Origin of the sequence: Robertmurraya massiliosenegalensis JC6 (genome assembly GCF_000311725.1) — a bacterium.
Classification (GTDB): domain Bacteria; phylum Bacillota; class Bacilli; order Bacillales; family Cytobacillaceae; genus Robertmurraya; species Robertmurraya massiliosenegalensis.
The window spans coordinates 63,894-79,752 of the sequence record NZ_HE978520.1 but is presented as its reverse complement, the minus strand read 5'-3'; the positions used below and the strand labels follow the sequence as shown (position 1 = coordinate 79,752).

Sequence of the window (15,859 nt, the reverse complement as noted above, 5' to 3'; positions counted from 1 at the left end):
GATAAGCAAAATAAAAAAACCGATCCATTTGATCGGTTTTCTTTAAAGTTTGATTCTAACTTCTGATCCATCATTCGCTTTAATATTTACAAGCTCAAGCCCATTATGATTTTTTATTTCATCTACAACAAGTTTTAAAACAGCTTTATCAAGAGGCGGAATGATGAAAGGGATATTCTTTTTTTCTATATATTCTTTTGACCATTTGTTTATGTGCCGTTGAAGCATATTGGAGCAAACAATGGAAATGCCTAGATTCAACATCATATATGGAACAGGAATTGAGAAACTTACTTCTTTTGATTTCACCTTAACATGCAACATTAGCTCACTCTATTCAATGATGACTGAAACGGTGTCACCGTTTGCTGATTTGATGTCAACAATTTGGCCATCTAACTCATTTTCAATTGCATCAATAATCATATTGATATCAACGTCCTGCATATATTTTGCTGACTCGGGTATGCTTGAGGCAATGCTATGCCCGGCCATAAGTACAACTTTGACTAGTTTGAGCGGCAAATTAACAGTAACATTATCATTTTCTGATGAGATAACACGGATTTTTAGCATTTTATCTAAATATTTTGATGCTCGCGGCCCATCATTTTGTGAAAAATCATGCTTTTTTGTAAGAATGTTGCTACCACCTTCTTTTTCCTTCAGGGCCTCAATCAACTCGGAGCCTTTATCGGCGTCGATTTTACCTGCCTGTACCATTGCTAAAACCTTTGCGATTTCTTCCTTCATGTAACTCTCCTCCTATTCATCTTTTAAAAGCTTAATGGCTTCTTCCGGAGTGATCTCTCCATTTTCCAGCATCATGACAACCTTTTTCTCGTCTACTTCGTTTTTCTTTTTTTGCTCATAGCCTAAAGAGGTGATAATATCAGTCAGTTTTCCGCGAACGGTTGGATAAGAAATCCCCAGTTCTTTTTCAACCTCTTTGATGTTTCCTCTGCATACTAAAAATACTTCAATAAAGTCCAATTGATCCTTGGAAAGCGATGCCAGCTTTGACATCTCAAACTCATTTTCTATCGTTGTGTGACAGTGTTTACAGTGGAGTTTTGTAATCTTTAACTTATGACTGCATACTGGACAATTTGTAATTACGGGATGGGCCATAACCAATTCCTTCCTGTTTTTTATTGTAACTTGATTATAAATTAATAAAATTAATATGTAAATAAATATTTTTAATTATAAGATTAAATTTATTAATATTATTTATTCTTTTATTAAATAATTAATAAATCGAATAAAACGAAGATGAGGGTTGATGATTCTCCTATCTTTTCAAATCTTCTTCACCTTGTCGCTTAATTCCCATTTACGATACAATAAACAAACAGACATTGGGCAATGCTCCTGCAGATAGAGGTGATAAAAAATGATCGATATTAGCAAGCTGGTACAAGGAAAGAATTTAACGGAACTGGATATTCAGCTCGTCCAATATATTGTGGATCATATTGATGATGTGCTGCAAAAAGGAGTACGGAAGATTGCGAAGGAAAATTTTACTTCTCCAGCGACGGTTATTCGTCTTTCAAAGAAATTAGGGTATAGCGGATTTGTTGATATGTATTATCAACTCCTGCCACTCGTGAAGAAAGTGGAGACTCCGAAACACGATATTGTCGAGGATTTTTTAGGGAATAGACAGCACGAATTATTGACTTATAATACAATGGCTGAAATTGAGATGTTTATTGAGAAGGTTTTAAAGCTTGAACAAAAATACATCTTTATATATGCAACTGGTTTTTCTGCGATTGCAGCGGAGTACTTCTATAAGAAGTTATTGGTCTTAGGTAGAAAAACGATTTTTGCTAGTGGGACAGATTCTATCGGTGTTTTCGAAAACAATCTTGAGGATATTGGGGCATTTATTGTGATTTCTAAATCAGGTGAAACACAGGTCGTCATTGATAAACTACTAGCTGCGAAAGAACATCGTATTTTTTCGGTATCTTTTACGAAAGAAACGGATAATCGGATCGCAAAATTGTCTGATTTAAATTTTAAGATTATTGATCATAATAAGCTTGATGACCGAAACATGTTACCGAATAGCTTCTTTCCAAGTTTATTGCTGATGTTTGAATTTATCTTCAAGCAATATGTTGAAGTATCGCTTTCGAAAAAAGAATAGCCGTTCATGAAACGTGTTTCTATGAGTGAAACACGTTTTTTTACTTGCTCAATCTATATACAGTAAAACGTTTACATTGTAATCTAAACATGTTAGCAAAATGAATTAATGAACAGGAAGGGGAAGGCAATATGAAAACGAAAATCATGGATGGCATGCAACGCTTTTCTAAAGCAATGTTCATTCCAGTTCTTATACTACCTATTGCTGGTATTTTAATTGCCTTGGGGAATTTACTTACGAACGCAAGACTACTTGAAGTAATCCCATTTTTAGATAATCCGATTACAACTGGATTCGGGACGATTTTAACCGGATCACTCGTATCGATTCTTGGAAATTTAGGACTTATATTCTGTGTTGGTATCGCAATTGGTTTGGCGAATAAAGAGAAAGCGTTTGCTGGATTTACTGCGTTATTAGGTTATTTAGTGTTTGTTAATGCGATGAACAAATTTATGGGACTCAGCGGGGTACTTTTTGAGGGAGAATCCTTGCAGGGAACTGGACAAACATTAGTATTAGGGGTCCAAATTCTTGACATGGGTGTGTTTCTAGGGCTGATTCTAGGAACAATCACTGCCATGGTTCATAACAAGTTTATTGATAAAGAATTTAACGGTGCTTTTCAAATTTACGGTGGATCACGATTTGTCTTTATTGTCCTTATTCCAGTCGTTGTTTTATTATCGATCGCACTTACGTATATTTGGCCTTTCTTCCAGAATGGAATTAACAACCTTGGAACACTGATTAATCACAGTGGAAGCTTCGGAATTTTCCTATATGGAGCATTGGAACGGTTGCTTATTCCAACTGGGCTTCATCATCTTATCTACACACCATTTCTATATACATCATTGGGCGGTGTCGTTGACGTTGGTGGCCAAGTTTATGAAGGAGCTAGAAATATCTACTACGCTGAAATTGCCGACCCGACAGTTAAGGTTCTTTCTGATACGGTCATTTGGGATGCGCGTGGTATTTCAAAGATGTTCGGTTTAATTGGAGCTTGTTTAGCAATGTATCATTGTGCTAAGCCAGAGAACAAGCGCAAAGTAAAAGCGATTTTGATTCCTGCTGCTGTTACTTCTATGATTGCAGGGGTAACTGAACCAATCGAGTTCTCATTCATGTTTGTCGCTCCATTATTATTCGTTGTTCATGCTGCTTTAAGTGGTTTAAGTATGGTGACATTGAATCTATTGGATGTTAGAGCCATTGGTCCAAACGGAATGATTGACTTCTTATTATTCAATCTACCGCTTGGAATCGAAAAGACACACTGGCCAATGTACATTTTAGTTGGATTAATGTTCTTTGTTATCTATTATCTAGTTTTCCGCTTCCTAATTACGAAATTTAACTTTAAAACGGTCGGAAGAGAAGATGCAGGAGCAGAAACAAAATTATATTCGAAAAAAGATTATAACGAGAAAAAGAGTAAGGGAGCAACTGGTTCTGAAACTCCTCAAGGTGAAGAAGGAATTGCGGGAGTTATTGTACATGCTTTAGGCGGTGCTGACAATATTAACTCAGTTACAAATTGCTATACAAGACTTCGTTTAACATTAGATAATCCTGAGGTTGTGGATGAGGATGTATTAAAACAACAAACAGGTGCGAGCGGAGTCATTATAAGAGATAAAAATGTTCAGGTTGTGTATGGATTACAAGTAACGAGCATTCGAAAAGCGGTTGACAGTTATTTAGGATTTTCTGCAAACGAATAAAACATATAAAAACATTAACGGAAGGGAATGGAGAACATGAAAAAATTCTCAGTAGTAATCGCAGGCGGAGGAAGCACATATACACCAGGAATCGTGATGATGTTACTTGATAACTTGGATCGTTTTCCACTTCGTAAATTAAAGCTATATGATAATGACGAACAAAGACAGGCTGTATTAGGTGAAGCACTTGATATTGTCTTAAAAGAGCAAGCGCCAGATATAGAGTTTACTTTTACAACAAATCCAGAAGAAGCGTTCACAGATGTTGATTTCTGTTTCGCTCATATCCGTACTGGAAAATACGAAATGCGTGAAAAGGATGAAAAAATTCCTTTGAAATATGGTGTCGTTGGTCAGGAAACGTGCGGACCAGGCGGAATCGCGTATGGAATGAGAAGCATCGGGGACATGATCGAGATGATCGACCTGATGGAAAAATATTCACCAGACTGCTGGATGTTAAACTATTCTAATCCTGCAGCAATTGTAGCGGAAGCATGCCGCGTTCTTCGTCCAAATTCAAAGGTGTTAAATATCTGTGATATGCCTGTGGGAACACTTCGTAGAATGTCTCATATCATTGGCAAAGAGCCAAAGGATTTAGAAGTACGCTACTTCGGACTAAATCACTTTGGGTGGTGGACGAGTGTTAAAGATAAAGAAGGACATGAATATTTACCAGAAATTCGCGATTATGTAGCTCAGAATGGCTATCTAACTCAAAAAGAAGTTGATACGCAGCATATGGATGCAAGCTGGCAAGAAACACATAAAAAGGCTAAAGACTTACTCGCAGTGGATCCGAGATTCTTACCAAACACGTATTTAAAATATTATTTCTATCCAGATTATGTGGTAGAACATTCTAATCCGAACTATTCAAGAGCCAATGAAGTTATCGATGGTCGTGAAAAAACGGTCTTCTCAACAGCGAAATCAATTGTTGAAAGAGGGACAGCTGAAGGTTCTGAATTTGAAATGGGTGCACATGCAACCTTTGTTGTTGATTTAGCTCGCGCAATTGCTTTTAACACACATGAAAGAATGCTCTTGATTGTAGAAAACAATGGAGCAATTGCGAACTTTGACGATGATGCCATGGTAGAAGTTCCATGTATTGTTGGGAGCGACGGTCCAGAACCGTTAAGCCAAGGGAAAATTCCTGAATTCCAACGTGCACTAATGTACCAGCAGGTAACGGTCGAAAAGCTAGTTGTTCAGGCTTATATTGAAGGTAGCTATCAAAAGCTATGGCAAGCATTAACACTTTCAAAAACAGTACCAAGTGCAAAAGTAGCGAAAGATCTTCTTGATGATTTAATTGAAGCAAACAAAGGGTATTGGCCAGAATTAAAATAATACGAGATAGAAGAAATGGCGAAAAATGCATAGTGCTTTTTCGCCATTTTCAAAAGGAGAGAGCAATATGTTGAAAAAACTATTCGGAAAAAAAGAAACATTGATAGATCTGATTGCACCGATTACTGGTAAAGTTGTTAAAATGGAAGATGTTCCAGACCCTGTATTCAGTCAGAAAATGATGGGGGATGGAATGGCCATTGAGCCGACTGAAGGTGTGGTCGTTTCTCCAGTAGACGGAGAGATTGTACAAATTTTCCCTACGAATCATGCTGTTGGTCTTCGTACTCAATCTGGTTTAGAAATTTTGATTCATATTGGCATGGAGACAGTAGCAATGAATGGAGAAGGCTTCAAAAGTCATGTAGCTCAAGGAGATAAAGTCAAAGCAGGGGACAAACTTGTGACGTTTGATTTGGAGTTAGTTAAGGAAAAAGCAGAGAGCACGATTTCACCAATTGTGATTACGAACTTTGATGTCGTAGACTCTTTAACAAAAGCTGAGGGAATCTCAGTAACACGTGGGGAATCAGTACTGTTACAGGTGAAAATGAAATAGTCATATAGCCATTCAAATGATGAAGAGCGAACACTTCCTAAAAGTAGGGAGTGTTCTTTAATTGGTTGAATTTTAAAGAAACCGGTTTCTAAAATGATAGAATAAGAGGCTTGAATCCTAGTTAAATCCAGAAATTTTAAAGGAATATAGCCATTTTATCATTGTGAATGAGTAGATTTATATATTTTTTTGATGAATTCATGAAATTTGTGGTTGATTTTTACATGCAATGCCATTATTATGGAAATGTAAGCGATTACTTTTTTTATTTTAAATGTTTTAGAAACCGGTTTCCAAACGAAGAGAATAATTTTCTTGGGGGTGTTCACTTTTTCAAATTGATCTTTATGGTATCAAAACTATCAAAATATCAAATTATTTAGGGGGTCATGAATTTGAAAAGCGTGAAAAAATGGGCTGCGTTCGGAATATCATCATTGCTTGCACTATCTTTAGCGGCTTGTAGTGGAAATAGCGAAGACACATCAGGTGATTCTACCGATAGTAAGGAAGAAATTACATTAGATTTCTGGACTTTTGGTGCGACAGGGTATGAAGAATTAGCGAAAGAATACGAGAAAGAAAATCCGAATATCAAAATTAAAGTGAAATCATCTGAAACAGCTGATCATCATGATGCGTTATTCACTTCGTTATCTGCTGGTAGCGGTGCACCTGATATCGCCATGTTGGAACTCGACCAATTTGACCGTTTCAAAGTGGCTCAAGATCGTTTTGAGAATTTATATGATCTTGGCGCAAATGATGTTAAAGACCAGTATCTAGATTGGAAATGGGTAAGTGGAGAAAATACAGAAGGTGATTTCTTATTTGGCCTTCCAACGGATATCGGTCCTAAAGCGTTGTACTACCGCACAGACTTATTTGAAGAAGCTGGACTTCCGACCGATCCAGCAGAAGTAGCGGCTTTAATCAATTCTCCAGAGGAGTTTGAAAAAGCTGGTTTACAAGTAAAAGAAAAAACAGGAAAAGTTTTTGTTGATAGTATTGAAATGGCGTTTAGAGCGTATTTGGATGCTGCAGAAACAGCCTATTTAACTTCTGATAATGAATTAAATTTAGGCGCCGATAGCGAAGTTAAAAAAGCATATGATTATGCGGTTCGTTTAAATGATCTTGGGATTGTGGGCAAGTTTGAAATGTGGAGTCCAGAATGGGCAAATGCCGTTAACCAAGGGGAGTTCGCTGCTGAACTTGGTGCTGGTTGGTTAAAGGGATGGATGGAAGGAAATGCTCCTGATGCTGTAGGGAAATGGAATGTGGCGACATTGCCGACAGAGTTTGCTGCTAACTGGGGTGGTTCTTACATTGCGGTACCTAATGAAACAAAGCATGCTCAAGAAGCTTATGATTTTATTGAATGGCTTGTTTCACCAGAGAATCAATTGAAATCATTCCAAAGTCATGGATTATTCCCATCTGCGCAATCGGTATACGATATGGACGAATTTAAGTCCAATGCAGATGAGTTCTTCGGAGGTCAAGCAACTGCTCCTGTGTTCGCTGAAGCTGCACAAGAAATTGCGGGTATTCCGTATAAGGGTGAGAAGTACTTCCCAATTCATAATGAAATCTTGAACGCACTTAAGAATGTTCAAAATGAAGGTGCGGATCCAGAAAAAGAATGGGATGCAGCTGTGAAACGTGCAGAAGATCTACTAAACCGATAATCTACTAAAAATGAACAGCGGTCGGTTTACAGGTACAAGTTTTTTAGGTAATAGGCTTGTAATAGTAGGCCGACCATCTTCGTATTGTGAGTATGTCTTTTGCCATCACATATGAAATGCAATTGTTAGCTTCAATTATTTAGGCTCTTTTCGTAAACATTGTTTATTTTCCTTCGAAAAAACTTGTTGCTTTTGGAAAAAACAAAATGCTTGATTTAGGGAGCGAAAAATGCCCTTGTACACTTCATGTATAGCAATAACAGTGATATGAAGGTAAAAACCTACTTATCGGTTTTTACATATAACCACCATCAATACGAAAACAGCGAATAGAAAAGAGGAGTGAAAATGAACTCTATCAGTAAGAAGGAGCCGATCGTTAAAAAGAAGAAATACAAGTCTGAGGAAAAAAAGGACATGATTTCTGGATATTTATATATCGCTCCTTTCTTCATAATTTTTACACTTATTGGCCTATATCCTTCGCTTTTTAGTATTTATTTGGCCTTTCAAAAATGGAACGGATTAAGTCCGATGACATTTAATGGGTTGGCAAATTTTCAGGTCGTCTTAACGGATCCGCTATTTTGGAAGTCTGCTTATAATACGATCATTATGGGGATTATGGGCACGGCTCCTCAGTTGGTAGTTGGACTTATCCTCGCCTATTTATTAAATATGGCTTTCCTTAAGTTTAAAAGTTACTTTCGCGTAACGATTTTTATGCCTTATTTAACCTCGATGGTTGCCGTTGCTCTTATTTTTAGTGTGCTTTTTAGTAATCATGAATCTTCTCTAGCAAACTACGTCTTGACTCATTTCTTCGGCCTTGATCCAGTCGCTTGGAAAGCGTCAGAATGGGGGACGAAAATTGCGATTTCGATCATGGTTTTCTGGCGTTGGGTCGGATATAACACGATCATTTATCTTGCTGGAATTCAAAGCATTCCGAATGATTTATATGAAGCGGCGACAGTGGATGGAGCAAATAAATTTCAACAACTCTTTTATATTACAATCCCGATGTTAAAACCGTTTATCCTACTAACGGTATTTACTTCAACAGTTGGAGCAATGCAATTATTTTCGGAACCAACTGTATTCTTAGGTAGAGATGCTTTTACAAGAGATGAAGCGATGACGATCGTCATGTACTTGTATCGAGATGCATTTCGATTGCAATCATTTGGGACTGCATCAGCGACGGCGATTATTTTATTAATAATCATTACAGTATTTGCGGTTTTCAATTTAAAGCTAACACAAGGATTTGGCAGGAAAAAGAGAGGTGAAAAAAGATGAGTAAACAAAATCTAAAGCGAAAAAAATTCTCCGTCGGCAGAATATTTGTTTACGTATTCTTATTCATTGCTTCGATCGTCTCGCTCTTTCCTTTCTACTGGATGTTTGTCATGGCAACAAGACCGAGTGCTGCTTATAATTCGATTCCGCCAACTCTGACACCGGGGAACATGATGATTGAAAACTTTAAAAAAGTGATGAGTCAAATCGATTTCTTTGGCGGCATGTGGAACTCTTTTATCCTTTGTGCAGTCGTTACGATTGTGGTTTTGTTCATCAGCTCATTAGCAGGCTTTGCTTTTGCAAAGTTTAAATTTCCTGGTAAAAACATTCTCTTTATCGCGATTTTAGTAACAATGATTATCCCGCCGCAGTTAGGGTTAATCCCGCAATATTTTTTAGTTTCGAAAGCGGGACTTCTTGATACACTGCCTGGGGTCATGATTTTATTCTTTTTAAATCCATTAGGAATATTTCTAATGCGTCAATATATTTCAGAAGGGGTACCAGATGAATTGATAGAAGCGGCGAAATTAGATGGATGTTCGAATTTCAGAATTTATTGGAGTATTGTTTTGCCGATTATCCTACCAGCATTTGCTACATTAGGGATCATTGTCTTTACGGCAGTTTGGGGAGAATTCTTATGGCAGTTTACGATTTTAAGAGATCCTGAAATGTATACGATTCAAGTAGCATTGGCACAGTTAAGCAATACCAATAATATTGATTTTGGAATGATTTTATCTGGGGTGTTCTGGGCGACTGTTCCATTACTCATCATTTTCTTATTATTTAACCGTTTATTTATCTCAAGTATTACGGAAGGGTCTGTAAAATAATAAATTTTTCCAACCCTGCTATTGTTTCATTTTCCAACTACTTGTAATCTAACATTAAGAGAGAAATTAGATGGGAATAGAAGGGATAACATAATGAACTTAACGATCGATGACATTGCGAAAATGGCAGGAGTATCACGTTCAACCGTATCAAAAGTTATTAATAATTACGGTGGAATAAGTGACAAAACAAAGAATAAAGTCATGACCGTCATAAATGAAATGGGGTATGCACCTAATTTTTCTGCGCGCTCACTTGCGACAAAGAAATCAAGTCTGATCGGACTTATTTATGCGGGTAAAATTAATGTTGATATGACTCATCCCTATTTTAATGAAGTCATTTCGACATTTAAGAAAAATATTGGCTTACTAGGATACGATATTTTAATGTTTTCCAATGAACATTTTCAAGGGAGTTATTTAGCGAGATGTCGACACTTTAATTTAGATGGATGTCTAATTATTGCGGGGGAAGAAGTAGAAAAGGCTACTTTTGAACTTGCAGAAAGTGGTTTTCCTTGTATTGGGATTGATATCGAATTAACGGGGCCGAGAGCAAGCTATGTTATGACAGACAATGTTAATTTATCGAGAAAAGTAGTCGAGCATTTTTATTTGAACTCCATTAGAAAAATTGGCTATATCGGTGGGATGCGTGAGTCTGTTATTTCCAATTTACGTTTAAAAGGATTCACAGATGCGATGAATCAGTTTGGTCTAGACATCCATGATGAATGGATTCAATATGGGGATTTCCAAGAAGAAAGCGGCTATATCGCAATGAAGAACATGCTTGAATTGAAGGATTATCCAGAAGCTATTTTTGCAGCATCGGACTTAATGGCATTAGGTGCGTTAAGGGCTATTGAGGAAGAGGGACTTCGCACTCCGAGTGATATTCGAATTGTTGGATGTGATGACATCGCTGCTTGCCGATATAGTGCCCCGAAACTGACTACGGTCAAGCAGGATAAAGAGAAAATCGGTAAACTATCAGCTTATATGTTAAATGATTTGATCGAGGGAAAATCGAAACTAAAGCCTGTGTTTACTGATTCTGAACTGATCTTGAGAGAATCGTGTGGGACGAATAAAACCTTCTGGTAATTCATATGGATTCAAGCTTTAAAGTACTATTTTACACCAAGAATGGTAGGGGATGATAGGAGGGTTTCGGATGAGTTATTTTGCAGTTTTTGATGTCGGAGGTTCCGCAATTAAATATTCTCTAATGGATGAGACAGGGGAATTTTTAGAGAAATCTTCTGTCCCTACTCCTAAAGATGGGTTAGATTCCTTTATCGATACGATCGATTCCGTGGTCAAGGGTTTTCAAAAAAGTCATGAACTAAGTGGTGTTGCTTTAAGTATGCCAGGTGCTGTCGATGTCGAAACGGGCTTTATTAAAGGGATCACGGCTATTACCTATATTCATGGGCCAAATATAAAGGAATTGATCCAAGAGCGAACCCGTCTCCCTGTAGAGCTAGAAAATGATGCAAATTGTGCTGGACTGGCTGAAGGTTGGATAGGTGCGGCAAAAGGAATCAGTGATTATATCTGTGTTATCATTGGTACTGGGATAGGTGGAGCGCTGGTTCTAGATAAAAAAATTCGTCACGGCAGAAATCTCTTCGGTGGGGAATTTGGGTATATGATTCTCGAAGATTATTTGGCGCAGCCTATAGGAGAATCTTGGAGTACACTTGCTGCCACTTGGGGCTTAGTAATGCAAGTTGCAAAGCGTAAAGATATGGACCCGCATACTCTTGATGGAGTTACGGTCTTTAAAATGGCGGATGATGGTGATATGGAAGTGCAGGATGAGATCGAAAAGTTTACGAAACGGCTCGCTGTAGGGATTTATAATTTGCAGTATATCATTGATCCAGAGAAAATTTTGCTCGGTGGGGCAATTAGTAAACGCGAGGGATTCATTGAGCAAATTAACGAAAAGTTAAAAGTCATGAAACCAAATGAACAATGTCTTGCCATTCAGGTGGAACCATGCCAATTTGGCAATGATTCAAACTTGATTGGTGCGCTGTATCATTTTTTACAAAGGGCTACAAAAATACCAAGCCATTGAAGAAGATGAACCATCAGCTTGCCTAGTTGTATGGTTCATTTCTTTAAGGAGACTATATACATATGAGGAGGGTAAGAAATGTTACATAAAAATTTAAAACCGTTTCCGAAAGATTTTTTATGGGGTTCAGCTTCTGCAGCCTATCAAGTAGAAGGTGCTTGGGATGAAGATGGAAAGGGTCCTTCTAACTGGGATCAGTTCGTGCGAATTCCTGGTAAAACGTTTAAAGGTACAACAGGTGATGTAGCGGTTGATCATTATCATCGTTATAAAGAAGATGTCCAATTAATGGCTGAAATGGGAATGAAAGCCTACCGTTTTTCTGTTGCGTGGGCACGGATATTCCCTCAAGGGAAAGGGGCTGTAAATGAGAAAGGGCTACAGTTTTATAGCGATTTAATCGATGAACTAATAAAAAACAAGATCGAGCCTATTTTAACCATATATCACTGGGATTTACCACAAGCCCTTCAAGATCAATATGGAGGCTGGGAATCTCGAGAAATTGTCCAGGACTTTACGGATTACGCAGTAACTTTATACAAACATTTTGGGGATCGAGTAAAGTACTGGGTAAGTTTGAATGAGCAAAATATCTTCACTGGTTTAGGCTATCGAATGGCGTTACATCCCCCAGGTGTGAAAAATGAAAAGCTATTTTATCAGGTGAATCATCATGCCAATCTAGCAAATGCAAGTGCGATCAAAGAATTCCGCAAGCATGTACCAGATGGCAAAATCGGACCTAGTTTTGCCTATTCCCCATCCTATGCTGCCTCTTCAAAACCGGAAGATATTCTTTCTGCTGAAAATGCAGAAGAGTTAAATGCTCATTGGTGGATGGATATTTATGCGTGGGGAACATATCCTCAAGCTGCTTGGAACTACTTAGCGGAAAAAGGTTTGGCTCCAACGATCGAAAATGGTGATTTTGAGTTGTTAAAAGAAGGAAAACCGGATTTTATGGGGGTAAACTATTATCAAACAACAACTTTTGAAATGAATCCACTAGATGGGGTTTCCGAAGGGAAAATGAATACGTCAGGTAAAAAAGGAACATCAGAGGATACGGGCGTCCCAGGTCTCTTTAAAACGGTCAAGAATGAACATCTTGAACGAACTAATTGGGACTGGAATATCGATCCGACAGGCCTTCGAATTGGCCTTCGTCGAATCACAAATCGTTACAAACTCCCGATTTTAATTAGTGAAAATGGTCTGGGTGAATACGATAAGCTCGAAGAAAGTGATGTGATCAATGATGACTATCGCATCAATTATCTCCAACTGCATTTAAAAGCAGTCCAAGAAGCAATCACGGATGGTGTTGATATGATGGGTTATTGTACATGGTCGTTTACGGATCTTCTCAGCTGGTTGAATGGCTTCCAAAAACGATATGGTTTTGTGTATGTCAATCAACACGAAGAAGGGGAACATGATCTTCGCCGTATCAAAAAGAAAAGCTACTATTGGTATAAAGAAGTTATTGAGACAAATGGTCGTAATCTATAATAGAAAAGCTGGGACATAACTAGCTTCAAATCATGAGAAAGGTGAATCCTGAGGATACTCCAATTCACCTTTCTCTATTTTTGTCTGTTAATTTTTCATTAACGTAAGACCTTCGATTTTCCTCGTACAAAAAAATCGAGTGAATCGCAAATTAGCCTTCAAAAATCCAATCGATTTCCATTGTGTCTATGTTTCTACTAAAAGACTCTATTTTGCTCCAACCATCTCTTACCCTTAAGCGGAATTTTTCCTGTTATCTCCTCGATGGAGTCCCTTTTAGGGGAAATAACGGAAGATTTTCCGCTTATGGAGGGCAAAATCGTTTATTTTGGCATTTTTTGAGGGAATAGCAGGAATTTCTCCTGTTATTTCGGCTCTTTTTCATGATGGTTGCTCATTAAGCGGAAATTTTCCTGTTATTTTCATGCCGATACGCCACTGTTTATATGAACACGTTATCCACTCCAAACTAGAATTAAAAAGTCGTTACTACCGACTTTTTTTAAAAGAGTTAATCGAGTAATTCTTCAAAGATGCGAAATTCTAATCCGTTTAAATGAATCGGAGTATCTAAATGGATCGGTCTCTTTTTAAAGGAGTCATCCGTCATGATAAATTCATGCGACGGTTTTATACTTAATTCTGTTGTCACTTCTATTTGAGTATCGCTATTGTTTAGGATGAACAATAATCTCTTTTGAGCATTCGCTTTTTCATAAATAATATAATCTTGTTCGGCATCAGCATGAATAATCCGGAAATCCCCGCCATTTCCAACTAGCGGTTCGTTCTTACGCCATGTTATTAAGGTCTTAAGGAAAGAAAATAGCTTTCTGTCCTGCTTGCTTTCATCCCATTCCATACAAGCGCGACACCCAGGGTCTTGTCCGCCAGCCATGCCAATTTCATCCCCGTAATAGATACATGGAGATCCAAAAAAGGTAAATTGGAATAGGTAGAGTAACTTAACTCGATCGCGATTCCCGTTTGCTAAAGTAAGAATACGAGGAGTATCATGACTGTCTAATAGATTAAATGCGACTTCATTCACATTTTTAGGGTACATTTGCTGTACTCTAACAATGGAATCTTCAAAGTCTTGGATGCTCATTATTTCTTTTGCAAAAAAATCGATTGCGCTATTCGTAAAAGGATAATTCATGACTGCGTCAAACTGATCCCCTTGTAGCCACGGCATTGAATCATGCCAAATTTCACCTAAAATATATGTTTCGAGTTTGACGGCTTTAACGGTTTTGCGGAAATCTCTCCAAAATGCATGGTCAACCTCATTTGCTACATCCAATCGCCAACCATCAATATCGAATTCTTCAACCCAATAACGGGCAACGTTAAGTAAATATTCTCTTACTTCAGGGTTTTCTGTGTTTAATTTTGGCATGGAAGAAACGAAGGCAAATGTATCGTAGTTTGGCCTTGGTTCAGTCATAACAGGGAACTCCCATAGATGAAACCAATCTTTATATTTAGATTTCTCTTGATTCTTTAATACATCCTGGAATGGTGGAAAATAAAAACCACTATGATTAAAGACTGCATCTAACATGATACGGATGCCGCGTTTGTGACATTCTTGTACTAATTGGCGGAATGTTTCTTTATCCCCGAACTGTGGGTCGATTTCCATGTAATCGATGGTATCGTATTTATGATTTGATCCAGCCTTAAAGATGGGGGTCAAGTAAATTCCGTTTATACCGAGTTCAACAAGGTGATCCAAGCGATTAATTATGCCTTGGAAATCCCCACCAAAGAAATTGTTTGGGCTAGGTTTTGCACTCCCCCAAGGAAGCGTATCTTTTGGATTTATGGATGGATCACCGTTTGCGAATCGTTCTGGGAATATTTGATACCAAACAGTATTCGAAACCCACTTAGGCGCATCGAACACATCGATTTTATTTAGAAATGGGAAGCAAAAGAAATATGAGATATCCTCGGCTGGGATATCATCTAGGAATCCTCTTTCGGTATAGACGATGCTTTCTTCCTTTGCGTTAAATAGTTGAAATCCATATCGAAGTCTGCGATATTCAGGTGTAATCTCGACGATCCAATAATCGAAAAGTCTATCTGAAAATTGGATATGCATTTCCTTGTGTTGATACACCCAACCTTTTTCTCCCCATTCGTGGGGGTCCCCATGGATAAGCTGAACTTTTTTGACATCATTTTTTTTCGTTTGTAAGCGGATGTGTAATCCCTTTTCGTTATAGGCGTATGCATAGTTGTTCTTTGGACGGTGAAAAATAGCTTCTTTTAACAAAATAATATCCCCTTTAATGAGTTTTTGGTTGTAGCTAAATTATTGTTCTTAAGTTACTCTGGATAGCGTTCAATAAAAAAGAGTTTAGCAAAATAACTATTTGATAAATACAAACGTTTGCTCAAAAGTGAGTTATTAATAATGAATAGGAACAAAAGAGCGTCCGATCCAGAAGGGATAACGCTAATTTATTGGAAACGGTTACTTATGGGGATTATAGCATATATAATGAAAAATAGTAAAACATAGAATTCCAAAATTTTATAGTTACAAACTAATAATTTCTATGTATAATAAGAATTGTATTTTGTGCAA

General features: G+C 37.6%; 14 protein-coding genes. 10 read left to right on the top strand and 4 right to left on the bottom strand.

Translation table 11 applies throughout. The annotated features are described in order from the left end of the window. Positions 1-42: 42 nt before the first annotated feature. From BMSHG_RS24080 to BMSHG_RS24070, 3 genes are read right to left on the bottom strand one after another with little or no spacing between them, the layout of a single operon-like run. On the bottom strand, positions 43-309 hold the full coding sequence (locus BMSHG_RS24080; RefSeq protein WP_316245691.1) for a hypothetical protein: 267 nt from the start codon (positions 307-309) through the stop codon (positions 43-45). Positions 310-333: 24 nt separating this feature from the next. Further along, complete coding sequence (locus BMSHG_RS24075; protein WP_019157025.1) at positions 334-753, bottom strand: SHOCT-like domain-containing protein; 420 nt, start codon at positions 751-753, stop codon at positions 334-336. A gap of 12 nt (positions 754-765) precedes the next feature. Then, complete coding sequence (locus BMSHG_RS24070) at positions 766-1,131, bottom strand: DUF2089 domain-containing protein (protein WP_026073608.1); 366 nt, start codon at positions 1,129-1,131, stop codon at positions 766-768. Positions 1,132-1,396: 265 nt separating this feature from the next. Between BMSHG_RS24070 and BMSHG_RS24065 the strand changes: the two genes are divergently transcribed. The 10 genes from BMSHG_RS24065 (at position 1,397) to BMSHG_RS24020 (ending at position 13,257) form a co-directional block, all read left to right on the top strand. After that, positions 1,397-2,161, top strand: a complete 765-nt coding sequence (locus BMSHG_RS24065; RefSeq protein ID WP_019157023.1) for a MurR/RpiR family transcriptional regulator — start codon at positions 1,397-1,399, stop codon at positions 2,159-2,161. 131 nt (positions 2,162-2,292) lie between these two features. Beyond that, complete coding sequence (locus BMSHG_RS24060; RefSeq protein ID WP_019157022.1) at positions 2,293-3,894, top strand: PTS transporter subunit EIIC; 1,602 nt, start codon at positions 2,293-2,295, stop codon at positions 3,892-3,894. A 36-nt stretch (positions 3,895-3,930) separates the two neighbouring features. Further along, positions 3,931-5,256, top strand: coding sequence for a 6-phospho-alpha-glucosidase (locus BMSHG_RS24055; protein ID WP_019157021.1), 1,326 nt, complete (start codon positions 3,931-3,933; stop codon positions 5,254-5,256). 67 nt (positions 5,257-5,323) lie between these two features. After that, the gene (locus BMSHG_RS24050; RefSeq protein WP_019157020.1) at positions 5,324-5,815 is read left to right on the top strand and encodes a PTS sugar transporter subunit IIA; all 492 of its coding nucleotides are present in this window, start codon (positions 5,324-5,326) and stop codon (positions 5,813-5,815) included. Between the two features lie 395 nt (positions 5,816-6,210). Further along, on the top strand, positions 6,211-7,506 hold the full coding sequence (locus BMSHG_RS24045) for an ABC transporter substrate-binding protein (RefSeq protein ID WP_019157019.1): 1,296 nt from the start codon (positions 6,211-6,213) through the stop codon (positions 7,504-7,506). Positions 7,507-7,854: 348 nt separating this feature from the next. Continuing rightward, complete coding sequence (locus BMSHG_RS24040) at positions 7,855-8,808, top strand: carbohydrate ABC transporter permease (protein WP_019157018.1); 954 nt, start codon at positions 7,855-7,857, stop codon at positions 8,806-8,808. Then, entirely contained in the window at positions 8,805-9,650 is an 846-nt protein-coding gene (locus BMSHG_RS24035; protein WP_019157017.1) for a carbohydrate ABC transporter permease, read from the top strand. The genes BMSHG_RS24040 and BMSHG_RS24035 overlap by 4 nt, the downstream gene beginning before the upstream one ends. Positions 9,651-9,743: 93 nt before the next feature. Then, on the top strand, positions 9,744-10,760 hold the full coding sequence (locus tag BMSHG_RS24030) for a LacI family DNA-binding transcriptional regulator (RefSeq protein WP_019157016.1): 1,017 nt from the start codon (positions 9,744-9,746) through the stop codon (positions 10,758-10,760). A gap of 70 nt (positions 10,761-10,830) precedes the next feature. Then, positions 10,831-11,742, top strand: a complete 912-nt coding sequence (locus BMSHG_RS24025) for an ROK family protein (protein ID WP_019157015.1) — start codon at positions 10,831-10,833, stop codon at positions 11,740-11,742. Positions 11,743-11,820: 78 nt separating this feature from the next. Beyond that, positions 11,821-13,257: a glycoside hydrolase family 1 protein gene (locus BMSHG_RS24020; RefSeq protein WP_019157014.1), complete on the top strand. Its 1,437-nt coding sequence runs from the start codon at positions 11,821-11,823 to the stop codon at positions 13,255-13,257. 511 nt (positions 13,258-13,768) lie between these two features. Here BMSHG_RS24020 and BMSHG_RS24010 read toward each other — a convergent pair. Continuing rightward, on the bottom strand, positions 13,769-15,544 hold the full coding sequence (locus BMSHG_RS24010; protein WP_019157012.1) for a glycoside hydrolase family 13 protein: 1,776 nt from the start codon (positions 15,542-15,544) through the stop codon (positions 13,769-13,771). Positions 15,545-15,859: the final 315 nt, after the last annotated feature.